The following is a 24,157-nucleotide window of genomic DNA, read 5'->3' as shown; positions in this document are numbered from 1 at the left end:
CGATCCTAACCCTGTGATCTTGTGCCACCCGGACAACCGGATACCCGCCGGTAGGAGATAGCGTCTGGTGCCATGGCACGCTCTGTACTCGTCACCGGGGGCAATCGCGGCATAGGCCTTGCGATCGCCCGTGAACTCGCCGCGGCCGGCGACGCCGTCGCGGTCACCTACCGATCGGGGGAGCCGCCCGAGGGCCTGTTCGGCGTGCGCTGCGACGTCACCAGCACGGCCGACGTCGAGGCCGCGTTCGACAAGGTCGAGGCGGAGCAGGGCCCGGTCGAGGTCCTCGTCTCCAACGCGGGCATCACCAAGGACACGCTGCTGGCGATGATGAAGGAGGACACCTTCACCGACGTCATCGACGCCAACCTGACGGGCGCCTACCGCGTGGCCAAGCGGGCCATCCGCCCGATGATGAAGCTCAAGCGCGGCCGCATCATCCTCATCTCCTCGGTGGTCGGCCTGTCCGGCCAGGCCGGCCAGGCCAACTACGCCGCCTCCAAGGCCGGGCTGGTCGGCTTCGCCCGCTCCCTGGCCCGCGAGTACGGCTCGCGCAACATCACGGTCAACGTGGTCGCGCCCGGCTTCGTGGCCACCGACATGACGGCCGACCTCGACCAGGAGGCGATCGTCTCCCGCATCCCCCTCGGCCGCCAGGCGGCGCCCGAGGAGGTGGCACGCGTCGTACGCTTCCTGGCCGGCGACGACGCCTCTTACATCACCGGGGCCGTGATCCCGGTCGACGGCGGACTCGGAATGGGGCACTGACGTGGGAATTCTCGAAGGCAAGCGGATCCTCGTGACCGGCGTGCTCACCGACGCCTCGATCGCGTTCTCGGTGGCCAAGCTGGCCCAGGAGGAGGGCGCCACGGTGGTGCTCACCGGGTTCGGGCGGCTGAGCCTGGTCGAGCGCATCGCCAAGCGGCTGCCGGAGCCGGCGCCGGTGCTGGAGCTCGACGTCCAGAGCAACGAGCACCTCGGCACGCTCGCGGCGCGGGTGGGCGAGCACGTGGACGGCCTCGACGGCGTGGTCCACTCGATCGGCTTCGCCCCGCAGACGGCGCTGGGCGGCAACTTCCTCAACACCACGTGGGAGGACGTCGCCACGGCCCTGCACGTGTCGACCTACTCCTTCAAGTCCCTCGCCGTGGCCTGCCTGCCCCTCATGAAGGAGGGCGGCGCGGTCGTGGGCCTCGACTTCGACGCCACGAAGGCGTGGCCCGTCTACGACTGGATGGGCGTGGCCAAGGCGGGCCTGGAGTCGTGCAGCCGCTACCTCGCCCGCGACCTCGGCCCGCACAACATCCGCGTCAACCTGGTGGCTGCCGGTCCGCTGCGCACCATGGCGGCCAAGTCGATCCCGGGCTTCAAGGAGTTCGAGGACAGCTGGCCGGCGAAGGCCCCGCTGGGCTGGGACCTGGCGGACACGATCCCGGCGGCCAAGGCGTGCGTGGCCCTCATGTCGGACTGGTTCCCGGCGACGACCGGCGAGATCGTCCACGTGGACGGCGGCGTCCACGCCGTCGGCGCCTGATCGAAGGCTGGGAGCGGGGTCTCGAGGGTCGCGGGGCCCCGCTTTTCTGCGCGCGGCAGGTCGCGGGCCCGCTCAGGCCAGGCGGTGACGGCCGTTGCTGTTGCCGGCGCCGCTGCCGCTGCCGGCGCGCGCCGGTTCGAAGGGGATCGACTCCACCGGCTCCGTGCGCTGGCGCCGCTGCTGGACGATCCGCGTGGCCAGCACCGCCGACCCCAGCAGCGCGATCGTCAGCGCCGTCCCCAGCACGTCCGAGGCGGGCGGGCTGGGCCGTACCACCCGCTTGTCCTGCATCGGCAGGGTCAGCTCATGGGCGAACGGATTGGGCCACAGCAGGTCCACCCGCGGCTCGTCCGTGTGGGCCTTCGTCTCCTTCTCGATCACCGGCCGCCCCGTGTCCATGGTCTGCGGGCGCTGCTCCGGCGCCGTGGGCCTCTTGCTGGGCAGGGATTCCACGCCCCATTCGCGGGGTCGCGACGTGCGCGAGGGAGAGGGGGAGGGCGAGGGGGTGAGCTTCAGCGTGGTGTCCTCGTCCGCGCAGGCCTGCCCCGGCCGGCAGCCGGTGTCCAGGGGGTCGTCCCCCTGCTCCGTTGCGGAGGCGGAGGGCGACGGCGAGGTTCTGGCGTCAGGCGTGGACCTGGTGGTCGGCGCCACCTCTCCGACCCGGCCGAGCACCTCGTCGGTGGTGTCGTTCACGCCGTCCGTGACTTTTTTGGTGGTCCCGCCGGTTAAGGTGTCGACCGTGCCGGTGAGCGTGTTCACCACGTCGCACAGTGTGTTGGTCACCCCTGAGAGCAGGCCCCCGTCGCGCGTGCAGTCCTGCGCGCCGGCTGTCGCGGCCGTCGCGGCCCCTGGGACGGCCGCCAGCGCCACCGCGAGAACTCCAGCCGAGATCGCGGCCCTGCTCCCCATCCGTCCCCTCCTGCGTCGCTTCCGGGGGAAATCTTTATGGACATCGGACCTGAGACGCAGGCGTTTGGCAGGTAAAGTTGCGATTCGGTATCGACTAGTGATACGCGAGGGGGCCTCTCGTTCCTGGGGCGAGGGGTCAGTCGGGTGACGACACGTCATCGAGGGCATCTCGGATCTCTATGGGCAGCACCACGTCCTCGGCCGTCAGGGCCCCGGTGAGCTGCGCGTGCGTACGGGCTCCGACGATGGCCGAGGAGACCCCCGGCTGATCGCGGACCCAGGACAGGGCGACCGCCAGCGGTGAGACGCCGAGCCCGTCGGCGGCGGTCATGACCGACTCGACGACGCTGCGGCTGCGCTCGTCCAGATACGGCCGGACGAAGTCGGCGAAGTGCGGGGTGGCGGCCCGGGAGTCGGCCGGGATGCCGGTGCGGTATTTCCCGGTCAGCACCCCGCGGCCCAGCGGCGACCAGGCCAGCACCCCCACGCCCAGCTCGGCGGCGGCGGGCAGCAGCTCACGCTCGGGCTCGCGGGCCAGCAGCGAGTATTCGGCCTGCGCCGAGGTGATCGGGATGCGGCCGGGGATCATCTTCTGGGTGACCGCCGCGACGGCCAGCTGCCAGCCGGTGTAGTCGCACACGCCCGCGTAGACGGCGCGTCCGGAGGAGACGATCGCGTCGAGCGCGGCCAGGGTCTCCTCCATGGGCACCTCGGCGTCGTACGTGTGCAGCTGCCACAGGTCGACGTAGTCGAGCCCGAGCCGGTTGAGCGAGTCGTCGACCGCGGCGATCAGGTGGCGCCTGGAGGCGTCGCGCGGGCGGCGGCCGGTCGGCGTCACCACGGCCTTGGTGGAGATCACCAGCTCCGAACGCGGCACGGAGTCGCGCAGCATCCGGCCCAGCAGCCGCTCGGAGTCGCCACCGGTGTAGACGTCGGCCGTGTCGACGAGATTGCCGCCGGCGTCAAGGAACGTGCGGAGCTGGGCGGCCGCCTCCTCCGCGTCGGTGTCACGCCCCCAGGTCATCGTGCCGAGCCCCAGCCGGGACACCGACAGGCCGCTGCGGCCGACATAGCGCTGCTCCATGATCCCGCCAGGTTACCAACAAGAAACCTGCTCATCGGGCTGCCGCACCACTGTTGTCCGCGGTTGGCGCGGCCGTGGCGGCCCACGGTGAGAAGTTGTGATCCACGCCTGCGACACTTGCCAGGTGACCACGCTGCTTCTGGCCCGCCACGGGCTGACGGACCTCACCGGCCCCGTGCTGGCCGGACGTACGCCGGGGGTGCATCTGAGCGAGGCCGGCCTGGCGCAGGCCACGGCGCTGGCGGCCCGCGTCGCCGGCGTCCGGCTGGACGCCGTCGTCTCCAGCCCGCTCGAACGCTGCCGGGAGACCGCCCACGCGGTCGCCGACGGGCGCGGGATGGACGTGCTGATCGACGACCGGTTCATCGAGTGCGGCTACGGCGGCTGGACCGGCCGCCCGCTGAAGGAGCTCGCCGAGGAGCCGCTGTGGCGGGTGGTGCAGGCGCACCCCAGTGCGGTGACATTTCCGGAAGGGGAGTCCCTGTCCGGTATGCAACATCGGGCGGTCGCGGCGGTCCGGGAGTGGAATCAACGCCTGGGGGAGAAGGCTGTCTACCTGGTTTGCAGCCACGGCGACGTGATCAAATCGATCGTCGCGGACGCTCTGGGCCTGCATCTCGATCACTTTCAGCGGATAACAGCCGATCCTGCGGCCCTCACCGTCATCCGCTATACCCCCCTGCGCCCCTTTGTTCTCAGGCTCAACGATATGGGGGAATTGCGGCTTCCCGAGGATTCGGAGGAGAAAGACGGGGGAGAAAACATCACCGGGAGCGATGCCGCCGTCGGCGGCGGACCCGGAACCACGTAAGGTCAGCGTATGCCGGTCTTCGACTACGACCCACCAGAGAGGTTCGTCGCCGGTGCCCTGGGGCAGCCGGGCGCGCGCGCCTTTTTTCTGCAGGCCAGGGCCGAGGGCAGACTGACCACGGTGGCGCTGGAGAAGTTGCAGGTCGCCGCCCTCGCGGGCAGGCTGGACGAGTTGCTCGACGAGGTGCTGCGCCTGAGCGGGGGCACCGCGCACGTGCCCGCGCTGGCCCCGGCCGACCTGGCCGACGACGCGCCGCTCGACGTGCCCGTCTCGGAGGACTTCCGGGTGGGCACCATGGCGCTGGCCTGGGACGCGGAGAGGTCTCAAGTGGTGATCGAGGCGCAGGAGGTCGTCGACGAGGAAGACGTCGAGGCCGCCGACCCCGCGGTGCTGCGGGTGCGCATCAGCGCGGGAGCCGCCCGCGCCTTCACCCGGCGGGCCCTCGAGATCGTCGCCGCCGGCCGACCACCGTGCCCGCTGTGCGGACAGCCGCTCGACGCCGCCGGGCACGTCTGCGTACGCCTCAACGGATATCGCGGGGGTGAGGCGGCTTCATGACCGCTCCGGAGAGCGAACCGGCAGTCAAGCCGTCCCGGCAACCGCCGTCCATGCAGGAGGACGAGGCGCTCGCGCTGCTGCGCGACGGCCGGCTGGAGGTGGCCGGCCGCCTCGTCGAGGCCACCAACATGACGCTCTACTGCTCGGTCAAGCTGGGCTCCCGCACGGCCGCCTGCGTCTACAAGCCGGTACGCGGCGAGCGCCCGCTGTGGGACTTCCCCGACGGCACGCTGGCCGCCCGGGAGGTGGCCGCGTTCGAGGTGTCGCAGGCGACCGGCTGGAACATCGTGCCGCCCACCGTCTACCGCGACGGCCCCTTCGGCCCCGGCATGGTCCAGCTGTGGATCGACACCGAGCGCGAGGTCGACCTCCAGCGGCTGGTCAAGAGCCGAAATCCGCTGGTGCGCCGGATGGCGGTGTTCGACGCGGTGGTCAACAACGCCGACCGCAAGGGCGGCCACCTGCTGCCGCTGCCCACGGGGCACGTCTACGGGGTCGATCACGGGGTCTGCTTCTCCGTCGAGGACAAGCTCCGTACCGTGCTCTGGCAGTGGCGCGGCAAGCCCCTCGCCCGCGAGGCGGTGGCCGTGCTGGCCAAACTGGAGCGCGACATCGAGACCGGCTCCCTCGGGCGCAGGCTGCGCGAGCTGCTGAGCCTGGAGGAGGTCGAGGCCACCTGGCGGCGGGTCAGGCGGCTGCTCGACACCGGCGTGCACCCGTACCCCTCCGAAGGCTGGCCCGCCATCCCCTGGCCCCCGATCTGAAGCGCTCCCGGGCCCGTCAGGGCCCGCCCCTCCCGGCGGCGGCCGAAGCCCGTTTATTACCCTTTGCCCCATGTGCACGCTGATCGTGAAACCCGGGCGGACGCTCACCCTCATGGGCGTCAGAGACGAGTTCACCGACCGCCCGTGGGAGGCGCCGGGGGAGCACTGGCCGGAGCATCCGGGCGTGGTCGGCGGGCGCGACCTCAAGGCCGGCGGCACCTGGCTGGCCGTCAACCCGGCGGCCCGCCGCGCCGCCGCGCTGCTCAACGGGCGCGGCCGGCCCGCGCCGGAGGCGGACCGGCTCTCGCGCGGCGACCTGGCGCTGCGGGCCGCGTCCACCGGCGAGCCGCCCGGCCCCGACGTGACCCGCTACGACCCCTTCCACCTGGTGCTCGCCGACCTGGCGCGGATCCGCATGTTCAGCTGGGACGGCGACCGGCTGACCACCACCGACCTGCCCGACGGCATCAGCATGATCGTGAACACGGGCCTGGACCCGGCGAGCGAACGGGTCGTCGTGTACCTGCCCAGGTTCGAGAGCGAGACCTGGAGCGAGCTCATCAAGGCCGAGCCGTCCGCCGACCCTGGCGCGCTCATCGTCCGCCACCAACTCCCCGGCGGGCGCGTCTTCGCCTCCCTGTCGGTGATGGAGGTCTCACTCTCCGCGGAGGGCGTGACGTACGAGTTCACTGACCTGACCGCTGATCGGGACAGATAGGCTCAAACACATGAGATCGTGGGCTGCCCAGAACGTTCCAAAGCTCCCAGGTGAGAGCATTCCGCTGAGTCTCTACGACACCTCGGCCAAGCAGGTGAGGCAGACCGACCCGGGGCCGACCGCCAGGATGTACGTCTGCGGCATCACCCCCTACGACGCCACCCACCTCGGCCACGCCAACACCTACCACGCCTTCGATCTCGTCGGCCGGATGTGGCGGGACGCGGGCCACGAGGTCCACTACACGCAGAACGCGACCGACGTGGACGACCCGCTGCTGGAGCGGGCCGAGCAGACCGGCGTCGACTGGCGCGAGCTGGCCGAGCGGGAGATCGAGCTGTTCCGCGGCGACATGGAGGCGCTGCGGATCCTGCCGCCCCGCGAGTACGTGGGCGTCACCGAGGTCGTCGGCCGGGTGGCCGAGCTGATCTCCAAGCTGTCGGCCAAGGGTGTCACGTACGCCCTGGACGGCGACGTCTACTTCAGCGTGGCCGACGCGCCCAAGTTCGGCCAGGTGTCGGGCTACGACGAGGCGGAGATGCTGGCCCTGTTCGCCGAACGCGGAGGCGACCCCGACAGGGCGGGCAAGCGGCACCCCCTCGACTGGCTGCTGTGGCGGGCCGAGCGGCCCGGAGAGCCCGCCTGGGACGCCCCGCTGGGCCGGGGGCGGCCCGGATGGCACATCGAGTGCACGGCGATCGCCCTGGACAGCCTGGGCGGCGGCTACGACGTGGCGGGCGGCGGCTCCGACCTGATCTTCCCGCACCACGAGTGCGGCGCCTCCGAGGGTCACGCCCTCACCGGCGAGTGGCCGTTCGCCAAGTTCTACACGCACGCGGGCATGGTGGCGCTGGACGGCGAGAAGATGTCCAAGTCCAAGGGCAACCTGGTGTTCGTGTCCCGGCTGCGGGTGGCCCACGACCCGATGGCGGTCCGGCTGGTGCTGCTGGCCCGGCACTACCGCGCCGACTGGGAGTACGTCCCGTCCCTGATGGCCGACGCCGAGCGGCGGCTGGCGCGCTGGCGCGCGGCGGTCGCGCTGCCGGCGGGGCCGCGCGCCGAGGAGCTGCTGGCCACGGTACGCGCCCGGCTGGCCGACGACCTCGACTCCCCGGGCGCCCTGTCTGCCATCGACGCCTGGGCCGAGCAGGCCCTGGACCAGGACGGCCCCGACCCCGGCGCCCCCGCTCTGGTCCGCGACCTCGCGGACGCCCTCCTGGGCGTCGCCCTCTGACGCCGTCCCGCGAGCGCCGGGCGAACGGCGCTCGGCGGGGACCGTCCTGCGCTACAGAGACGCCCGATGCAGGCCGGCTGAAGGTGACCTGAGCGGCTGGCGCCTGCTGAGGGCCGTGTCGTAGCGGTGCCAGATGAGCGCCGCCACGTCCGGGTCCGGACCGAGCGGGTCGCTCACCAGCCCCGCGCCCACCGAAGCCAGCCGGTCATGGAAGTGGCCGGGCGCGAGCACGTACGAGGCGATGGCCACCCGGGCGGCCGGGGTCGAGCCGAGCCGTTCCATGGCCTCCTCCAGGGACGGCGAGCCGGCCGAGGCGAAGGCGGCCGTGACCGGCCGGGCCAGGCGTACGGCCAGCCGGTGGGCGGCGGCGCGGACGTCGGCGAGGGCGGACGGGTCGGAGGAGCCCGCGGCCCCGAGCAGGACCGCGTCCGTGGCGCGCAGGCCGGCGCGCGCCAGCTTGCGCACCAGCGCGGAGGTCAGCAGCCGGTGCGGCCCCAGCCAGCCGGCGACCACGGCGTCGGGACGGCGGGAGGCGATGACCTCCGGCAGGTCGATGTGGGCGTGGTAGCCGCCCGCCAGCAGCAGCGGGACGACGACCACGGGGCCGCGGACGGCGGGCAGCACGTCGGACAGCAGGGGCGAGCTGATCTCGAGGTAGCTCAGCTCGACCCGGTGCCCTGGACGGGCCCTCCGGACCGTCTCCGCCAGGGCCGACAGGGTCGACTCCCCGGCGGCACTGCGCGTGCCGTGCGCGGCCAGGACGAGCGTGGCCGTACGTCGGATCACAGCCCCACCTCGTACTGGCAGGCGAGCCGGTAGCCGCGCTTGACCACCGTCTCCACGATCCCGCTCGGCCCGAGCGCCCGCCGCAGCCGGGTGATCGCCATCTCCACCGCGTGCTCGGCCGAGTCGCGGGCGACGCTGCCGGGCAGCACGGTACGCAGGTCGGCGCGCGACACCACGTGACCCGGCTTGTCGGCCAGGCGCTTGAGCACCGCCATCGGGGCCGGGGGCAGCGGGCGCAGCTCGCCGTCCACCACCACCGCGTGGCCGCGGATCTCCAGCCGGTGCTCGCCCGCCACGAGCCGGGTCACCCCGTGCTCGGGCAGGTGCCGGGCCAGGGCGCGGGCCAGCGCGCCGAGGCGCGAACGTTCGGGCTGCAGCGTCGGAACGCCGCGCGAGGTCAGCGGTTCGGCGGTGACGGGCCCGACGCAGGCGGCCACGACCGTCCCGCTGAACGCCGCCAGCAGCGACTCCTCCAGCCCTTCCGCGCGGGCCGCGCCCAGCATCGCGTGCACGGCGGGCGCGCTGGTGAAGGCCACCGCGTCCACCGAGCCGGAGATGGTCTGGCTGATGAGGCGGCGCAGCGGCGAGATGTCGCGGTACGGCAGCCACCGGTAGACCGGGATCTCGATCACCTCGGCCCCCGCCTGGCGCAGGTCCGCCACGAAGTCGCTGAGCGGCTCGCCGTGCTGCTGCACCGCGATGCGCCGCCCGCGCAGGTCCTGGTCGAGCAGGTACTGCTTGACCTCCTGGCACGATTCGGTGGCGGGCGTCCAGTGGTCGTTGAGGCCGGCGGCGCGTACCGCCCCCCGCGCCTTGGGGCCGCGGGTCAGCAGCCGCGCGTTCGCCAGGTGCTCGCCCAGGTCGGACGACAGGCCCCAGCCCTCGGCCGCGGCCATCCACCCGCGGAAGCCGACGCCGGTGGTGACCACCACGTCGTCGAGCGGCTCCGCCAGGCTGAGCCGGGTCGCGGCGAGCAGGTCGGCGTCCTCGGCCAGCGGGACCAGCCGGATCGCGGGGGCGCTGACCACCCGGGCGCCGCGCCGCTCCAGCAGCGCGCCGAACTCCTCGCGCCGCCGCGTCGCGGTCACGCCGACCGTGAAGCCCGACAGGGCGTCGGGGGCCGTCTCCGGGGAGGACCCGCCCTCAAGGGCAAGCACGCTCATGCCGGCACCTCCAGGTAGTCGAAGATGCCTGGCCGGGCCCCGAGCACCCGGCCAGGCATCACAGGCACGTGTGACGCTAGTGAGATCACCCTCCGATACTGCTTTCGGGTGGTTTCGCCCACGGGTCTCCTCTGTTACCGCTGTGCTACAAGGCAGGTCCTCAGGGATTGGCGAGGCGCGGTCACGGGAAACGTTGACGGTGACGACGTGGCCTATGGGGGAGTTGCGGGTGACGGTCCGGCCTATTCGCACGTTCGACGATCCGGTGCTGCGTTCGGTCGCGGAGCCGGTCCAGGACTTCGACCGCGAGCTGCGGCGCCTGGTCAAGTCGCTGACCGCCACCATGCGCGCCGGCGCCGGCCGCGCGGGCCTGGCGGCGCCGCAGGTGGGCGAGCCGGTACGGGTGGTGGTCTACTCCTACGACGGCAAGTCGGGCCATCTGGTCAACCCCCGCCTCGAACTGTCGGAGCGGCGGGTCACGGCCGACGAGGCGTGCCTGTCGGCGCCGGGGCTGTGGTGGCCACTGGAACGTTCCTACATGGTCACAGCGCGTGGCCGCGACATGCTGGGCAAGCCTGTGACGGTCCGCGCGCTGGGGGTGCTGGCAAGGGTGCTGCAGCACGAGGTCGACCACCTCGACGGCGTGCTGTTCAGCGACCACCTGGAGGCGGCCGAGCGGGAGCGCTTCCTCGCTGCGGCTCTTCCCGGCTGAGCCGGGGGTCGGTCAGGCGGCCGAGCGCAGGACGAGCTCCCTGCGCTGCTGCGGGTCGGTGCCGCCCCACACGCCGTACGCCTGCCTGGTGGTCAGCGCGTACTCCAGGCACGGCTCACGTACGGGGCAGCCGGCACACACATGCTTGGCCCGTTCGGCCTGTGACTGGCTCGGCCCTTCCAGAGAGATCGGGAAGAACAATTCCGGGTCCAGGTCGAGGCAGGCGGCCCTGCGGGTCCAGTCGAGCATCATCATGTTGCGGCGCCTACCCAGCCGACCTGCTCTCATACCTGCGCCGGCTCACCAGCGGCTCCAACCCAGCGCGCGGGCCCACGGCGCGCTGATGGCCGGCACCGGCGCCTCGGCGTCGCTGAGCACCAGGTCGACGACGTCGATCAGGTCGTCGGCGACCTCCGCGGCCTGCAGGATCTCCTCCTGGCGCGTCTGCGGGGTGGGGACCAGGATGCCCCTGGCCCCGGCGGCCCTGGCCGCCTCCATGTCCCTGCCGATGTCCCCCACGACCACGCAGTCACGGGGGCTGACGTCGAGCACGGCGGCGGCCCTGATCACGAGCCCCGGCGCCGGTTTGCGGCAGGTGCAGCCGTCGGCGTCGTCGTGCACGCAGATCGCCCACGCGTCGAACGGCCCCAGCAACTCCTCCACGCGGGCGTTCACCTGATCCATGTCGTCCGGGGACAGCAGGCCCTTGGCCACGCCGGACTGGTTGGTGACCACGGCCACCGGCACCTCGGCCCGTCTGAGCCTGGCCACCGCCTCCATCGCGCCCGGCATGGGCTCGACGAGGTCCGGGTCACCGTTGTACGGCACGTCCCTGATCAAGGTCCCGTCCCGATCGAAGAGCACCGCGCCGGGACGTCGCTTTTCGAACACCTTCCACCTCCGTCGCGTGTCCGCCAGCTACCCGGGGTCCAACCAGGCAAACAACTACTCAACGTGACCAACTCCAGGCCGTTTCTCCTGTTTGCGCATCTCAGAGCCGTGGGGAAGGTTTGAGCATCGCTCCTCTCGGTAGCGGTTCCCGTCCTGTGAGGGGGAACGATGAGGTTTCTCGGCATCGACGCGATATTCCATGATCCGGCCGCCACCTGGTGCCCGCGTGCGCAGGCGGCGACGAGCGGCCGGATGCCGGGAGCGGTGCTGTGCGACACGGCCCCGCGCCGGAGGATGCGGACCGTCCCGCGCGCGTCGGCCAGGAAGCCGGCCGTCCGCGCCGCGCGCCGCCGCGGCCCGCTCGACCGGGGCCGGGTCCTGGTGGCGCGGCTGGACGGCGCCGGCGACGTGCTGCTGGCGGGGCCCGCCGTCAGGGCCGTGCGCACGCTGGCCCGCGAGCTCGTCTTCCTGGCCGGCCCGGACGGCAGGCAGGCGGCCGAGCTGCTGCCCGGCGTGGACCGGGTGATCGAATGGCGGGCCCCGTGGATCGACCACACCCCGCCGCCCGTCACCAAGGGACAGGCGGCCGACCTGGTCGGCAGGCTCGCGGGCGTCGACGAGGCGGTGATCCTCACCTCCTTCCACCAGTCGGCGCTCCCGCTGGCCCTGCTGCTCCGGCTGGCCGGCGTCCGCAGGATCACCGCCATCAGCAACGACTACCCCGGCTCGCTCCTGGACGTCCGGCACGTCGTGGACGAGAGCGTCGACGTGCCCGAGGCGGAGCGGATGCTGGCGGTCGCCAGGGCGGCCGGATTCGAGTTGCCGGCCGGCGATGACGGCAAACTCGCTGTTCAGCGGCCATTGCCGGATATCGCCGAAAATTTGGGGCACCTGCTTGGGGCCGGCGCCCATGCCGGCAAAGGCACGTACATCGTGGTGCACCCAGGGGCATCGGCCCCCGCGCGGACCTGGCCGGCCGAACGGCACCGGCGGACCGTACGGGAGCTGGTGCAGGACGGACACCGGGTCGTCGTGACCGGCAACGAACGTGACCTCACCGCCTACGTGGCCGACGACGTCGCCGTCGATCTCGGAGGCGTGACCACATTCGCCGAACTCGCCACCGTCATCGACGGTGCCGGCGTGCTCGTGGCGGGCAACACCGGCCCCGCGCACCTGGCCGCGGCGGTCGGGACGCCGGTCGTGAGCCTGTTCGCCCCCGTCGTCCCCGCGGCGCGGTGGGCCCCGTACGGCGTGCCCACGGTGCTGCTCGGGGACCAGGAGGCGCCCTGCCGCGCGAGCAGGGCGCGCACCTGCCCGGTGCCCGGGCACCCGTGCCTGTCTCACGTGACAAGCGAGCAGGTGGTCAAGGCAGTGAGGGAGCTGACGCAGTGAAGGTCGATCTCATTTCCGAGCACGCGGATCCGCTGGCGGCCGTCGGTGGTGTCGACTCCGGCGGCCAGAACGTCCACGTCGCCGAACTGGCCCGCGCGCTCGCCGGGCGCGGGCACAGGGTCGTCGTCCACACCCGGCGCACGTCCGAGCGGCAGCCCCGGTCGGTGACCATGGCGCCGGGCGTCACGGTCGAGTACGTCACGGCCGGGCCGCCGGTTCCCCTTTCCAAGGACGAGCTGCCCCCGTACATGCCCGAGTTCGGCGAGCGCCTGGCCGAGCGCTGGGCCGCGAGCCCCCCGGACGTCGTCCACGCCCACTTCTGGATGAGCGGGCAGGCCGCGCTGCGGGCGGCCGACGGGGTGCCGGTGGTGCAGACGTTCCACGCGCTCGGCACCGTCAAGCGGCGCTGGCAGGGCGACGCCGACACCAGCCCCGCCCACCGGATCGACACCGAGCGCGCGATCGGCAGGCGCGCCGACGCCGTGCTGGCCACCTGCGGCGACGAGGTGGCCGAACTGCGCGCGATGGGCGTCCCCGAGCGGCGCATCGCGGTCGTGCCGTGCGGGGTGGACCTGTCGGTGTTCCGCCCCGACGGGCCGGTGGCGCCGCGCACCGGCGGCAGGCTGATCCTCAGCATCGGCAGGATGGTGCCGCGCAAGGGCGTGGACACCGTGATCAGGGCGCTGCGCCGCATCCCGGACGCCGACCTGGTGATTGCGGGCGGCCGCGCGGACGACGAGGAGGCGGTCAGGCTGTACGACCTGGCGCGGGCGTACGGGCTCGAACGCCGCGTCCACGTGATCGGCAGCGTGCCCCGCGAGCACGTGCCGGCGCTGATGCGCTCGGCCGACGTCCTGGTGACGGTGCCGTGGTACGAGCCGTTCGGCATGGTGGCGATCGAGGCCATGGCGTGCGGCGTGCCCGTCGTGGCCTCGGCGGTCGGGGGACACCTGGACACGGTCGCCGGCTGCGGCGTCCTGGTGCCGCCGCGCCGCCCGCGCGCCCTGGCCAGGGCGCTGAGCGACGTGCTCGACCACCCGGGCAGGCGGGCGCAGCTGGCCGCCGCCGGGGCGCTCAGGGCCCGCGCGAGGTACGGCTGGGCGCGCGTGGCCGAGCTGACCGAGGCGGTGTACACGCAGGTCATCGACGGTACGGTGGGCCGCCTGGCCGCCCTCGGAGGCTGAGCGCCCTAGCGCTCGTTCCCGGCGCGCAGCCAGGCCAGGTAGTCGGCGACCGCCCGCTCGGTGTCGTAGGCGGGCTCGTACCCCGTGTCCTCGCGCAGGCGGGTGATGTCGAGCCAGGTGTCCCGCGCGGCGGGGTCGCGGCCCTCCGGGAGGCCGACGCGGGCGTCGGGCACGAGCTTCCTGATCGCCGCGGCGACCTCGCCGTTGGTCGTCGCCCTCCCGGAGGCCACGTTGTACGTGCGGTGCGCCAGCCGGTCCGCGAGCTGGAGCAGGGCGAGGGCGCGGCCGCAGTCCTTGACGTAGCACAGGTCGATGCCGTCCTCCGCGTACGCGCCGGCGCGCAGCGCGGACAGGTCGGGCTCGGCGCCGCGGGCGGCGGCGTGCACGAGCTGCGGCGCGGCGAAGAACGGCGACTGGGCATGGCCGAGCGGGCCCCAGATGGCGCCGATGCGGTAGTGGACCACGTCGAGGCCCATGGCGCCGGCCAGATGGTCGCCGAGCAGCTCGCCGATCTTCTTGAACGCCGGGATCGGGTGGGGTGACGTCATCGGCAGGGGGAGGTCCTCCTTGAGCGCGCCCTCGGCGGTGACGCCGCCGTACACGCCGATCGTGCTGGCCAGGCCGAGCCGCGCCACCTGCCATTCGCTCGCGGCGCGGAAGACGTTCAGGAGGCTGCGGATGGACTTGTCCGCGCCCTCCAGCGGCTGGTACGCGCCGGGCGGCCACGGGATGGAGCCGGCGAGGTGGACGATGCCGGTGATCTTGTGCCGCTCGCCGACGGCCAGGAGGGCCGCCTCGTCGGTGAGGTCGGCCTGCTCGACGACGACGGGCGCGTTCGCGAACCTCTCGGGCAGCACGGCGGGCCTGCGCTGGACGAGCACGCAGGATTCGCCGAGGTCGAGCAGGGCCTGGGTGGTGTGCGTGCCGATGAAGCCCAGCCCGCCGGTGATCAGAATCATGGTCAGCTCTCCAAATCATCAGTGAAACTGACGATCAGTCTACCCCTAGAAACGGTAATGGAGAACCACGTTCCCCTTCCGCGACAACGCCGCGCTGGGGGCGGTCAGGCGGTTCATCAGCCGTAGCCACGCCGGGAACCCGGCCACCTCGGGCTCCCGTGTCATCAGGACCTCCTTGACCAGCTTCAGCTTGGGGTGCCGGCGTTCGGGCTCGCGGGGGTCGTCGAGGCCGGGGAACCTGGAGATGCCGGCGACGTTCTTGCCGACGGCGACCCGCTTCTGGGCCCACACGGCGAACGTGCTGTAGCCGTTGAAGGCGATCTCGCCGGTGGCCAGGCGGGGTCGGTGACGTCCGCGGCGAGGTCGTGGGGCCTGGCGGCCTCCGGCAGCAGCCGCCGCCGGGCGGCGATGACCTCGGGGAAGTCGACGTCGTGCCATTCGGCGGTGGGCGGCGGGGCGATCCGCAGCGCCCGGCTGTCGAGGCCGGCCCCCAGGTCCAGGCCGATCGCGTCGGGGTGGCGGGCGAGGAAGCGCCGGGCGATCTCGTCCAGCTTCCTGGCCCGGTGCGCGATGTAGCGCGGTCGCCATCGGTCATTCGTCCCTGTTCTCTTGAGCGGCGTTCTTCTGAGTGGTCTCCCAGGCGGCCTTGGCCGCCTTCAGCGGCGCGTCGTCCGCGTACAGGCCGTGGGTGAAGAGCTCCAGCGTGGGCAGCGTCATCCGGCGCAGGACCTCGGGGCCGAAGCCGTCGTGCCCGAGCGCGCGCGTCAGGGGCGGGGCCATGGTCAGCATGGCCAGGCTGGTCAGCACGGTGAACACGGCCAGCGCCCGCACGTCCGAGGACGGCCGCACCGAACCGTCGGCGATCCCGGCCCGCAGGATCGACTCCGACTCGGCCACCAGCGTGTCGACGAACCTGCCCGCGGCGGGGGTGTCCTCCTCGATCGCCCGGACCATGTAGCGCACCTTGAGCTGGTACTCCTCCGGGTTCGCCATGAACTCGCCCAGCAGGCCGGGCGTCCCGGCCTCGTGCGCCCGCCGTACCAGCACGCCGAGCACATGGTCGTCGCAGACGCTCCGCAGCTTCTCCTTGCTGCCGAAGTGGTGGATGACCAGGGCGGCGCTCACGCCCGCGGTGGCGGCGACGGCCCGCAGGTTCGTCTTCTGGAAGCCGTCGCGGGCGAAGTGGGCGATGGCCGCGTCGCGGATCTTGGCCTGCGCGTCAGGTCCGAATGCGCTGAACACATGTTCAGCGCGCTAAACACGCGTTCAGGCAGTTGGCAAGGCTCGGCGCATGCGAAGGCCCCGCCCGCGGGATCGCCGCGGGCGGGGCCGGGGTGCTGTCGCCGGATCTCCGGAGGTCAGGCGGGAACGGGTTCGAGGCGCAGCTCGCGGACGATCTCGCGAGCGCTGGCCTCCAGCGTCGGGCCGGCGTCGGCCCCCACGAACATCTCGAGGTAGGCCCGGTGGAAGCAGCCCGCGATCAGCAGCCGTGCGCTGGCCTCCGGGTCCACCTCGGGTCCGATCCGGCCGAGGTCCTGCTCCGCCGCCAGGTACGCGGCCAGCGGCGCGACTTCGGTGCCCGGACCCAGCCCGGTGTCGCGGACGGCCTCGCGGAAGCGGACCGTCACTTGCGGCGAGGTGAAAGCGGGAAGTGCTGCACTTTGCACCTCGATGTAGTAATTAATGCCCGCTCGGGCAATGGGGAGAAGGTTGTCCGCTACGCACCCTTTTCCGATGCGATAGGAGAGATCATGAAGAATGCTCAGCCAGAGCGGAAGGCGGTCCTGCAGCAGCGCGAGGAAGTGGTCCACGGAGCCGCCGGAGCGGTCCTCCCGGAGGGAGACGGCCATCTCGAGGACGCGGCGCCTGGTGTCCTGACTTCTTTGGTGCGGGTCAACATGGGAAGTCGCCATGGCGTGCCTAACGTGCGCGGTTAGTTGAGTAGGCATCACGGCGCGAAGCCGAGGGGTTTTTCTGGATTTATCGGATCTGTGTCTGGAGCCCTAACGTGGGTGCAATCTTGTACGGCCCCGATTATTACCCGAAATCCCGAAAATTTCGCGGTTTTTATCCCTGAGGGTTAGCTGTCAGTGTCCCGGTCCCGGCGGCGCAGGTAGCGCTCGAACTCGGCCGCGATCGCGTCGCCGCTGGCCTCGGGCAACTCGGCGGCGTCCTTGCGCTCCTCCAGCTCCTTGACGTACTCGGCGACCTCGCTGTCCTGCGAGGCCAGCTCGTCGACGCCGCGCTCCCACGCGCGGGCCTCCTCGTCGAGCTCGCCCAGGGGCATGGGGATCTCCAGCACGTCCTCCAGGCGGCGCAGCAGCGCGAGCGTCGCCTTCGGGTTGGGTGGCTGGGCGACGTAGTGCGGCACCGACGCCCACAGCGAGATGGCGTCCAGCCCCGCCTCGCCGAACGCGTGCTGCAGCACCCCGACGATGCCGGTGGGGCCCTCGTAGCGGCTCAGCTCCAGGTTGGTCGAACGGGCCAGCGCCTCGTCCGTCGCACCCCCGAGAATGGGCACCGGCCGCGTGTGCGGGGAGTCGTTGAGCAGCGCGCCCAGCATGACGGCCAGCTCGATGCCCAGCTCCCGGCAGATCTCGATGATGTCGGCGCAGAACGAGCGCCAGCGCATGTTGGGCTCGATGCCGCGCAGCAGCACGACGTCGCGCTCCACGCCCGGCGGGCGGGCGCGCAGCAGCCGCGTCGTCGGCCACACGATCGAACGCGTCAGCCCCTCGCCCATCTCCACGACGGGCCGGGTGACCTGGAAGTCGTAGTAGTCGTCCGGGTCGAGCGCGATCAGCGGCTCGGCCTTCCAGGCGGACTCGAGATGGGCGATCACACCACTAGAGGCCTCGCCCGCGTCGTTCCACCCCTCGAACGCGGCAATGAGCACCGGGTCTACGAGCTCGGGGAGCCTTTCGAGCTCTATCACGTGTCGCCTCCTCTCTCCATCGTCTCGCTAAGCCTATGCGGTCGGGAGTACTCGGCGTCACCGATCTCCCCGCGAACGCGCAACCCGCCTCTCAAGCGCGAACGCGCCATCCCCGTGCCCTCAGGCCGACACCTCACCGCGCCTCCCCACCACCCATCCCAGCCCGCCACCCCACCCGTCCGAAACCCCTACGCCGCCCCGCGTCACCCATACCTCCTGCACCTTTATCCCGGCTCCAACCCCCGCAACCCCGCTGACACTTACGCGCCTCTCCCACTCTCCCGCCGCACGCCTCGGAGCGTCTGCATCCCGGCCCGCTGGCCGCGAGCAGGCCCACCCCTCCCGTCGCTCCTTCAGCACCAACATCGCCTCTTTGGCGCTCCCGCACTCGTCTGCCGCTCATACCGCCGCGTCCCTTCGCTCCTGCCTCCAGCACCATGCGCCTCCTGCAACGGCTGCGTCTGTTGCGGTTGATGGGCCTTGTGTGCAATGTGCCGTTCTATGCGCCAGATATGCCCTCTGTGGCCAGGTATCTACCGCTGCGGCGCAGACGTGATCTTCCTGCGACATACGCCATCCGCGTCATAGCGTCACCCGCGCATATCGGGGCAGCGTCCGGCAAGCCACCCGCACTCGCCGCACCACCGCCGCAGGGTCGTGGCGATGCCTCGCGCGCGCGTGCGCGTAAGAAAAGCGAAAAGGGGCGGGCGGTCAGCGGCCGTCCGTCGTGTGGACGATCAGGACATCGCAGGCGGCGCGATGGGAGACCGCGGACGGCACGGAGCCCAGCAGCCGCCCGGCCAGGCTGTTGAGCCCGCGATTGCCCACCACCAGCAGGTCGGCCCGGTGCCGGTCGGCCAGCGACACGAGCACGTCCACGGCGTCCCCCTGCTCGGCGGCCAGGACCACGTCCGAGGCGCCGGCCGCCACGGCGTGCCCGCGCGCCGCCCGCAGGGCGTCGTCGGCCGGGGTGGAGCCGCCCACCTTGTACGCGAGATCGCCCAGCCGGTCGGCGGCCGCGGCGCGCTCGCTCTCCCGCATCGGCAGGTACGCGCAGGCCAGGACCAGAGTGGCGCCGGTCGCCGAGGCCAGGGACGCCGCCGCGGAGACGGCGCGGAAGGAGGAGGCCGAGCCGTCGGTGCCGACGAGTACGGTGCGGTAGGTCACGGAGACCCCCAATTGGACGCGGCGTTCAATTGACAGTCGGTACGATAGCGCCCGGCACCCACCTTAGGACCGCCGGGGTCTCGAAGACCGGGGCGCCCACGCCCCTGGTGGCCCCGCTTTCGCTCCCAGAGCGAACGCGCGTACGGGCCGCTTGCGAGTAGGGCTCTAGGCGCACCCGATAAGCTCTACCCCATGAGCATCTCCCCGTCCTTCCGAGAAGTGTTGTCCCAGCGCGTCATCGTGGCCGACGGGGCGATGGGCACGATGCTCCAGGCCCAGGACCCGACGCTCGACGACTTCCACGGCCACGAGGGCTGCAACGAGGTGCTCAACGTCACCCGGCCCGACATCGTGCGCGGCGTCCACGACGCCTACTTCGCCGTCGGCGTCGACTGCGTCGAGACCAACACGTTCGGCGCCAACCTCGCCGCCCTCGGCGAATACGACATCTCCGACCGCGTCTTCGAATACTCCGAGGCGGGGGCCAGGATCGCCCGCGAGGCCGCCGACCACTGGTCCACGCCCGACCAGCCGCGCTTCGTGCTCGGCTCCATGGGGCCCGGCACCAAGCTCCCGACGCTCGGCCACCTGCCGTACGCCGTCCTGCGCGACGCCTACCGCGACAACGCCGCGGGCCTGATCGCGGGCGGCGCCGACGCGCTGATCATCGAGACCTGCCAGGACCTGCTCCAGGTCAAGGCCGCCGTCATCGGCGCCAAGCGGGCCATCGAAGACTCCGGCCGCGACATCCCGATCATCGCGCAGGTCACCATCGAGACCAACGGCGCGATGCTGCTCGGCTCCGAGATCGGCGCCGCGCTGACCGCGATCGAGCCGCTCGGCGTCGACGTCGTGGGCCTCAACTGCGCGACCGGCCCCGCCGAGATGAGCGAGCACCTGCGCTACCTCGCCCGCCACTCGCGGCTCAAGCTCTCCTGCATGCCCAACGCCGGCCTGCCCGTGCTGACCGCCGACGGCGCGTACTATCCGCTGAGCGCTCCCGAGCTGGCCGACGCGCACGGCACCTTCACCCGCGACTACGGCCTGTCGCTGGTCGGCGGCTGCTGCGGCACCACGCCCGAGCACCTGCGCCAGGTCGTCGAGCGCGTCCGCGGCCAGCAGGTCGCGCCGCGCCGGCCGCACCCCGAGCCGGGCGCCTCCTCGCTCTACCAGACGGTCCCGTTCCGCCAGGACACCTCCTACCTGGCCATCGGCGAGCGCTGCAACACCAACGGCTCCAAGGCCTTCCGCGAGGCCATGCTGGCCGGCCACTGGGACGACTGCGTCGAGATGGCCCGCGATCAGGCCCGCGACGGCGCCCACATGCTCGACCTGTGCGTCGACTACGTCGGCCGCGACGGCGTGGCCGACATGAAGGAGCTGGCGTTCCGGTTCGCCACCGCGTCCACGCTGCCGATCATGCTCGACTCGACCGAGCCCGCGGTGCTGCAGGCCGGTCTCGAGATGCTCGGCGGGCGCGCCGCGGTCAACTCCGTCAACTACGAGGACGGCGACGGCCCCGACTCCCGCTTCCAGAAGATCATGCGCCTCGTACGCGAGCACGGCGCGGCCGTCGTCGCGCTCACCATCGACGAGGAGGGCCAGGCCCGCACCGCCGAGTGGAAGGTACGCGTGGCCAGCCGCCTCGTCGAGGACCTGACCACCAACTGGGGCATGCGGGTCGAGGACATCATCGTCGACTGCCTGACCTTCCCCATCGCCACCGGCCAGGAGGAGACCAGGCGCGACGGCCTGGAGACCATCGAGGCCATCCGCGAGCTCAAGCGCCGCTACCCGGGCGTGCAGACCACGCTGGGCCTGTCCAACATCAGCTTCGGTCTCAACCCGGCCGCCCGCATGGTGCTCAACTCGGTGTTCCTCAACGAGTGCGTCAACGCCGGGCTCGACTCGGCCATCGTGCACGCCTCCAAGATCCTGCCGATGGCCCGCATCCCCGACGAGCAGCGCCAGGTCGCGCTCGACATGGTCTACGACCGCCGCCGCGAGGGCTACGACCCGCTGCAGCGGTTCATGGAGCTGTTCGAGGGCGTCGACGCGGCCGCCCTGCGCGCCGGCAAGGCCGAGGAGTTGGCCGCGCTGCCGCTGTGGGAGCGGCTCAAGCGGCGCATCATCGACGGCGAGCGCAAGGGCCTGGAGGCCGACCTCGACACCGCGCTGGAGCAGCGGCCCGCCCTCGAGATCATCAACGACGTGCTGCTCGACGGCATGAAGACGGTGGGCGAGCTGTTCGGCTCCGGGCAGATGCAGCTGCCGTTCGTGCTGCAGTCGGCCGAGGTCATGAAGGCCGCCGTCGCCTACCTCGAGCCCCACATGGACCGCGTCGAGGGCGAGTCGAAGGGCCGCATCGTGCTGGCCACCGTCAAGGGCGACGTGCACGACATCGGCAAGAACCTCGTCGACATCATCCTGTCCAACAACGGCTACCAGGTCGTCAACCTCGGCATCAAGCAGCCGGTCTCGGCCATCCTCGAGGCCGCCGACGAGCAGAAGGCCGACGTCATCGGCATGTCGGGGCTGCTGGTGAAGTCGACGGTCATCATGAAGGAAAACCTGGAGGAGATGAACTCCAGGGGCCTGGCCGAGCGATACCCCGTCCTGCTCGGCGGCGCCGCCCTGACCCGCGCCTACGTCGAGCAGGACCTGGCCGAGCTGTTCGAGGGCGAGGTGCGCTACGCGCGCGACGCGTTCGAGGGACTGCGGCTGATGGACTCGTTCATGGCCGTCAAGCGCGGCGTCGCGGGCGCGACGCTGCCGCCGCTGCGCGAGCGGCGCGTCAAGACCGGCGCGGTGCTGCAGCGCACGCCCGTCGAGGAACTGCCCGCCCGCTCCGACGTGGCCGCCGACAACCCCATCCCCGCGGTCCCCTTCTACGGCGACCGCGTGGTCAAGGGCATCTCCCTGACCGACTACGCCGCCTTCCTCGACGAGCGCGCCCTGTTCCTCGGCCAGTGGGGGCTCAAGCCCACCAGGGGCGGCGCGGGGCCCGACTACGACGAGCTGGTCGAGCTCGAGGGGCGGCCGCGGCTGCGCATGTGGCTCGACCGCATCCAGACCGAGGGGCTGCTGGAGGCGGCCGTCGTCTACGGCCACTTCCCGTGCGTCTCCGACGGCGACTCCCTGATCATCCTCGACGACGACGGCAGCGAGCGCACCCGCTTCACCTTCCCGCGCCAGCGCCGCGACCGCCACCTGTGCCTGTCCGACTTCTTCCGCGCCAAGGACTCCGGCGAAGTCGACGTGGTCGGCTTCCAGGTCGTCACCATGGGCGCGAAGATCGCCGAGGCGACGGCCGAGCTGTTCGCCAAGGACGCCTACCGCGACTACCTCGAGCTCCACGGCCTGTCGGTGCAGCTCACCGAGGCACTGGCCGAATACTGGCACGCCAGGGTGCGCTCGGAGTGGGGCATCGGCGGCGAGGAGTCGATCGACGACATGCTCAAGGTCAACATCCAGGGCTGCCGCTACTCGTTCGGCTACCCCGCCTGCCCCAACCTGGAGGACCAGAAGCAGCTGTTCCAGCTGCTCGACCCGGAGCGCATCGGGGTGTCGCTGTCGGAGGAGTTCCAGCTCCACCCGGAACAGGCCACCTCAGCCCTGGTCGCCCACCACCCCGAGGCCAAATACTTCAACGTCTAACCCCCACCCACCCGGCCCTTCACCGGCCGGCGGGTGGATGGCGGCTTCCGGGCTCGGGCGGGCGGTCGTTCACGGGTCGGTGGGCGGATGGCGGCTTCCCGGTCCGGGTGGACGGTCTCTCGGCAGGGGGATGTCGGGCTCGCGGTCCGGGCGGGTGGTCGCTCACCGGTCGGTGGACGGACCGGTGCCGGAGAGGCTGGTCGGCTTGGCTCGGCTGGTCGGCGGGTGGGCGGGCCGGTTGCGGAGTCCGCTCGGCGGGTGGACGGGCTGCTGCCGGGGGGCGCTTGGCGGGTGGACCGCCTGCTGCCGGGGGTGTTCGGTCGGTGGACGGAACGGTGGCACCAGGGGCGGCCGGTTTGGGAGCGGCTCGGCCGGTTATCTGGGCGGGTGGCTCGGTTCAGGACTTCACTCGGCAGGTGGATGGGACGAGCCGTGCGGCGCTGCCGTAGCGCTTGACCGGAAGCGAGTCGAAGGGCGGAGATGACCGCGCGAGGTCGCTTCGTCCCAGGGACGAGGTGCGGCTCGGGCGGGTGGACGAGGCCGGTGACGGGGGGGCGGCTCGGGCGGGTGGACGAGGCCGGTGGCGGGGGGCGGCCTGTCCGTGAACCGGGCGGGGCAGGGACAATGGCGGGCAAACACTACCGATCGGGGGGCAGGCGTGGAAGCGGTCTTCTACGACATGGACGGGCTGCTGGTCGACAGCGAGCGGGTCTGGCTGGAGATCGAGACGGACGTGATGGCCAGGCTCGGCGCCCAGTGGACACCGGAGCACCAGGTCCACCTGCTGGGCGGATCCATGGAGCGTACGGTCGACTACATGCTGGCCGTCTCCGGCGCCGACGTGCCCGCCGAGACGGTGCGGGAGTGGATGACCGGCGGGATGGTGCGGCGGCTGACGGCGGGGGTCCATGTCATGCCGGGCGCCTTGGAGCTGCTGGAGGCGCTGCGGGACGAGGGGGTGCCCGTGGGGCTGGTCACGTCGTCGCTGAAGGAGATCGCGGAGGCGGTGCTCAAGAGCGTGGGGCGCGACCGGTTCGACGTGGTGGTCACGGCGGACGACGTCACGCGTACCAAACCTGACCCTGAGCCGTACCTGACGGCTGCGCGGCTGCTCGGGGTGGAGCCGGTGCGGTGCGTGGTGCTGGAGGACTCTCCCAACGGCGTGGCGGCCGCCACGGCGGCGGGGTGTGCGGTGGTGGCCGTCCCGAGCCTGCTGGCCATCGACCCCGCGCCCGGCCGACTGGTGGTGCCGTCCCTGGAGCAGGTCACCGTCGCCGACCTCCGCGCCCTCATCTCGATCTGACCCCGCCCTATCCGTCTCACCCCGGCAATCCATCTCACCCCCGTATCCCTGTCACCTCGCATCCGTCTCACCTCACATCCCTTCTCACGCCGCATCCGCCTCACCTCACATCCCACCAAACCTCGCATCCGTCCGACCTCCCAAGCGCCCCCTCGCTGTCAAATTCGCGTCCTGACCTTCCTGCACCATCCGTCCTCGGCCGCCGCCGTCAGCGGGCCCCGCGCCCGGCCAGACGGCGGGCCGTGGGGGATGCCGCCCGGCCGGGGAGGCCGACTCGATCACGGTCGCCGGCCCCCGGGGTGGCAAGCCGGACCCCTAGGGGACAAGTGGTTCTCGCGGAGGAGGGGCGGGCGGCGTTTCGCGTGCCAGGATGGAGATGTAGTCGATACGAGG

At 71.9% G+C, this 24,157-nt stretch carries 25 protein-coding genes; 12 read left to right on the top strand and 13 right to left on the bottom strand.

The window, feature by feature from the left end; genetic code table 11:
- Positions 1 to 72 precede the first annotated feature (72 nt).
- Positions 73 to 768: a beta-ketoacyl-ACP reductase gene (locus HD596_RS52180; RefSeq protein WP_185076883.1), complete on the top strand. Its 696-nt coding sequence runs from the start codon at positions 73 to 75 to the stop codon at positions 766 to 768.
- Between the two features lies 1 nt (position 769).
- Positions 770 to 1,534 carry an enoyl-ACP reductase FabI gene (gene fabI / locus HD596_RS52175; RefSeq protein WP_185076882.1) on the top strand — a complete coding sequence of 255 codons (765 nt, stop codon included), beginning with the start codon at positions 770 to 772 and terminating at the stop codon, positions 1,532 to 1,534.
- A gap of 72 nt (positions 1,535 to 1,606) precedes the next feature.
- Here fabI and HD596_RS52170 read toward each other — a convergent pair whose 3' ends face one another.
- Positions 1,607 to 2,443, bottom strand: a complete 837-nt coding sequence (locus tag HD596_RS52170; RefSeq protein WP_185076881.1) for a hypothetical protein — start codon at positions 2,441 to 2,443, stop codon at positions 1,607 to 1,609.
- 136 nt (positions 2,444 to 2,579) lie between these two features.
- Positions 2,580 to 3,527: an aldo/keto reductase gene (locus tag HD596_RS52165; RefSeq protein WP_185076880.1), complete on the bottom strand. Its 948-nt coding sequence runs from the start codon at positions 3,525 to 3,527 to the stop codon at positions 2,580 to 2,582.
- Between the two features lie 124 nt (positions 3,528 to 3,651).
- Between HD596_RS52165 and HD596_RS52160 the strand changes: the two genes are divergently transcribed.
- From HD596_RS52160 to mshC, 5 genes are all read left to right on the top strand, one after another.
- The gene (locus HD596_RS52160) at positions 3,652 to 4,338 is read left to right on the top strand and encodes a histidine phosphatase family protein (RefSeq protein WP_185076879.1); all 687 of its coding nucleotides are present in this window, start codon (positions 3,652 to 3,654) and stop codon (positions 4,336 to 4,338) included.
- Positions 4,339 to 4,347: 9 nt separating this feature from the next.
- Positions 4,348 to 4,896 (top strand): Rv2134c family protein, encoded by a 549-nt coding sequence (locus tag HD596_RS52155; protein WP_185076878.1) that lies wholly within the window; start codon positions 4,348 to 4,350, stop codon positions 4,894 to 4,896.
- Complete coding sequence (locus HD596_RS52150) at positions 4,893 to 5,660, top strand: Rv2133c family protein (RefSeq protein WP_185076877.1); 768 nt, start codon at positions 4,893 to 4,895, stop codon at positions 5,658 to 5,660. The genes HD596_RS52155 and HD596_RS52150 overlap by 4 nt, the downstream gene beginning before the upstream one ends.
- 70 nt (positions 5,661 to 5,730) lie before the next feature.
- Positions 5,731 to 6,378 carry an NRDE family protein gene (locus HD596_RS52145; RefSeq protein WP_185076876.1) on the top strand — a complete coding sequence of 216 codons (648 nt, stop codon included), beginning with the start codon at positions 5,731 to 5,733 and terminating at the stop codon, positions 6,376 to 6,378.
- A gap of 10 nt (positions 6,379 to 6,388) precedes the next feature.
- Positions 6,389 to 7,612, top strand: a complete 1,224-nt coding sequence (mshC, locus tag HD596_RS52140) for a cysteine--1-D-myo-inosityl 2-amino-2-deoxy-alpha-D-glucopyranoside ligase (protein WP_185076875.1) — start codon at positions 6,389 to 6,391, stop codon at positions 7,610 to 7,612.
- Between the two features lie 51 nt (positions 7,613 to 7,663).
- Here the strand turns inward: mshC and HD596_RS52135 are convergent, their stop codons facing one another.
- Both HD596_RS52135 and HD596_RS52130 read right to left on the bottom strand, forming a co-directional pair.
- The gene (locus HD596_RS52135) at positions 7,664 to 8,398 is read right to left on the bottom strand and encodes a sirohydrochlorin chelatase (RefSeq protein ID WP_313046838.1); all 735 of its coding nucleotides are present in this window, start codon (positions 8,396 to 8,398) and stop codon (positions 7,664 to 7,666) included.
- On the bottom strand, positions 8,395 to 9,561 hold the full coding sequence (locus HD596_RS52130; RefSeq protein WP_185076874.1) for a uroporphyrinogen-III synthase: 1,167 nt from the start codon (positions 9,559 to 9,561) through the stop codon (positions 8,395 to 8,397). Before HD596_RS52130 ends, HD596_RS52135 begins: the two co-directional genes overlap by 4 nt.
- A gap of 229 nt (positions 9,562 to 9,790) precedes the next feature.
- Between HD596_RS52130 and def the strand changes: the two genes are divergently transcribed.
- A complete protein-coding gene (gene def / locus HD596_RS52125; RefSeq protein WP_185076873.1) occupies positions 9,791 to 10,273 on the top strand; it encodes a peptide deformylase in 483 nt (160 codons plus the stop codon).
- Between the two features lie 12 nt (positions 10,274 to 10,285).
- Here the strand turns inward: def and HD596_RS52120 are convergent, their stop codons facing one another.
- Entirely contained in the window at positions 10,286 to 10,528 is a 243-nt protein-coding gene (locus HD596_RS52120) for a WhiB family transcriptional regulator (protein ID WP_281398346.1), read from the bottom strand.
- A 45-nt stretch (positions 10,529 to 10,573) separates the two neighbouring features.
- Complete coding sequence (locus HD596_RS52115) at positions 10,574 to 11,164, bottom strand: D-glycero-alpha-D-manno-heptose-1,7-bisphosphate 7-phosphatase (RefSeq protein WP_313046832.1); 591 nt, start codon at positions 11,162 to 11,164, stop codon at positions 10,574 to 10,576.
- Positions 11,165 to 11,332: 168 nt separating this feature from the next.
- Between HD596_RS52115 and HD596_RS52110 the strand changes: the two genes are divergently transcribed.
- Both HD596_RS52110 and HD596_RS52105 read left to right on the top strand, forming a co-directional pair.
- Positions 11,333 to 12,559 carry a glycosyltransferase family 9 protein gene (locus HD596_RS52110; protein WP_246555454.1) on the top strand — a complete coding sequence of 409 codons (1,227 nt, stop codon included), beginning with the start codon at positions 11,333 to 11,335 and terminating at the stop codon, positions 12,557 to 12,559.
- Positions 12,556 to 13,743 (top strand): glycosyltransferase, encoded by a 1,188-nt coding sequence (locus tag HD596_RS52105; protein ID WP_185076872.1) that lies wholly within the window; start codon positions 12,556 to 12,558, stop codon positions 13,741 to 13,743. Before HD596_RS52110 ends, HD596_RS52105 begins: the two co-directional genes overlap by 4 nt.
- A 5-nt stretch (positions 13,744 to 13,748) precedes the next feature.
- On the opposite strand, the gene HD596_RS52100 is transcribed toward HD596_RS52105, so the two are convergent.
- The 7 genes from HD596_RS52100 to HD596_RS52070 form a co-directional block, all read right to left on the bottom strand.
- The gene (locus HD596_RS52100; RefSeq protein ID WP_185076871.1) at positions 13,749 to 14,702 is read right to left on the bottom strand and encodes an NAD-dependent epimerase/dehydratase family protein; all 954 of its coding nucleotides are present in this window, start codon (positions 14,700 to 14,702) and stop codon (positions 13,749 to 13,751) included.
- Between the two features lie 45 nt (positions 14,703 to 14,747).
- Positions 14,748 to 14,993 carry a hypothetical protein gene (locus tag HD596_RS52095; RefSeq protein WP_185076870.1) on the bottom strand — a complete coding sequence of 82 codons (246 nt, stop codon included), beginning with the start codon at positions 14,991 to 14,993 and terminating at the stop codon, positions 14,748 to 14,750.
- Positions 14,888 to 15,244 (bottom strand): class I SAM-dependent methyltransferase, encoded by a 357-nt coding sequence (locus tag HD596_RS52090; RefSeq protein WP_313047682.1) that lies wholly within the window; start codon positions 15,242 to 15,244, stop codon positions 14,888 to 14,890. The genes HD596_RS52095 and HD596_RS52090 overlap by 106 nt, the downstream gene beginning before the upstream one ends.
- A 49-nt stretch (positions 15,245 to 15,293) precedes the next feature.
- The gene (locus HD596_RS65365; RefSeq protein ID WP_185076869.1) at positions 15,294 to 15,944 is read right to left on the bottom strand and encodes a TetR/AcrR family transcriptional regulator; all 651 of its coding nucleotides are present in this window, start codon (positions 15,942 to 15,944) and stop codon (positions 15,294 to 15,296) included.
- A gap of 116 nt (positions 15,945 to 16,060) precedes the next feature.
- Positions 16,061 to 16,552, bottom strand: coding sequence for a TetR/AcrR family transcriptional regulator (locus HD596_RS52080; RefSeq protein ID WP_185076868.1), 492 nt, complete (start codon positions 16,550 to 16,552; stop codon positions 16,061 to 16,063).
- 230 nt (positions 16,553 to 16,782) lie between these two features.
- Positions 16,783 to 17,637, bottom strand: a complete 855-nt coding sequence (locus tag HD596_RS52075) for a PAC2 family protein (RefSeq protein WP_185076867.1) — start codon at positions 17,635 to 17,637, stop codon at positions 16,783 to 16,785.
- Positions 17,638 to 18,348: 711 nt separating this feature from the next.
- The gene (locus HD596_RS52070) at positions 18,349 to 18,804 is read right to left on the bottom strand and encodes a universal stress protein (RefSeq protein ID WP_185076866.1); all 456 of its coding nucleotides are present in this window, start codon (positions 18,802 to 18,804) and stop codon (positions 18,349 to 18,351) included.
- A gap of 192 nt (positions 18,805 to 18,996) precedes the next feature.
- Between HD596_RS52070 and metH the strand changes: the two genes are divergently transcribed.
- Complete coding sequence (metH, locus tag HD596_RS52065) at positions 18,997 to 22,461, top strand: methionine synthase (protein WP_185076865.1); 3,465 nt, start codon at positions 18,997 to 18,999, stop codon at positions 22,459 to 22,461.
- A gap of 658 nt (positions 22,462 to 23,119) precedes the next feature.
- Entirely contained in the window at positions 23,120 to 23,764 is a 645-nt protein-coding gene (locus HD596_RS52060) for an HAD family hydrolase (RefSeq protein ID WP_185076864.1), read from the top strand.
- Positions 23,765 to 24,157: the final 393 nt, after the last annotated feature.

This window comes from Nonomuraea jabiensis, from assembly GCF_014204795.1.
Lineage (GTDB): Bacteria > Actinomycetota > Actinomycetes > Streptosporangiales > Streptosporangiaceae > Nonomuraea > Nonomuraea jabiensis.
This window is presented reverse-complemented; position numbering and strand designations above follow the sequence as displayed.

What these genes read in the sequence shown, in the direction of transcription:
- HD596_RS52100 (WP_185076871.1), bottom strand. Translation starts at nt 14,702, where the DNA reads ATGATTCTGATCACCGGCGGGCTGGGCTTCATCGGCACGCACACCACC.
- HD596_RS52120 (WP_281398346.1), bottom strand. Translation starts at nt 10,528, where the DNA reads ATGATGATGCTCGACTGGACCCGCAGGGCCGCCTGCCTCGACCTGGAC.
- metH (WP_185076865.1), top strand. Translation starts at nt 18,997, where the DNA reads ATGAGCATCTCCCCGTCCTTCCGAGAAGTGTTGTCCCAGCGCGTCATC.
- HD596_RS52150 (WP_185076877.1), top strand. Translation starts at nt 4,893, where the DNA reads ATGACCGCTCCGGAGAGCGAACCGGCAGTCAAGCCGTCCCGGCAACCG.
- HD596_RS52130 (WP_185076874.1), bottom strand. Translation starts at nt 9,561, where the DNA reads ATGAGCGTGCTTGCCCTTGAGGGCGGGTCCTCCCCGGAGACGGCCCCC.
- HD596_RS52180 (WP_185076883.1), top strand. Translation starts at nt 73, where the DNA reads ATGGCACGCTCTGTACTCGTCACCGGGGGCAATCGCGGCATAGGCCTT.
- HD596_RS52145 (WP_185076876.1), top strand. Translation starts at nt 5,731, where the DNA reads ATGTGCACGCTGATCGTGAAACCCGGGCGGACGCTCACCCTCATGGGC.
- HD596_RS52155 (WP_185076878.1), top strand. Translation starts at nt 4,348, where the DNA reads ATGCCGGTCTTCGACTACGACCCACCAGAGAGGTTCGTCGCCGGTGCC.
- HD596_RS52170 (WP_185076881.1), bottom strand. Translation starts at nt 2,443, where the DNA reads ATGGGGAGCAGGGCCGCGATCTCGGCTGGAGTTCTCGCGGTGGCGCTG.
- HD596_RS52080 (WP_185076868.1), bottom strand. Translation starts at nt 16,552, where the DNA reads ATGGCCGTCTCCCTCCGGGAGGACCGCTCCGGCGGCTCCGTGGACCAC.
- HD596_RS52165 (WP_185076880.1), bottom strand. Translation starts at nt 3,527, where the DNA reads ATGGAGCAGCGCTATGTCGGCCGCAGCGGCCTGTCGGTGTCCCGGCTG.
- HD596_RS52110 (WP_246555454.1), top strand. Translation starts at nt 11,333, where the DNA reads ATGAGGTTTCTCGGCATCGACGCGATATTCCATGATCCGGCCGCCACC.
- mshC (WP_185076875.1), top strand. Translation starts at nt 6,389, where the DNA reads ATGAGATCGTGGGCTGCCCAGAACGTTCCAAAGCTCCCAGGTGAGAGC.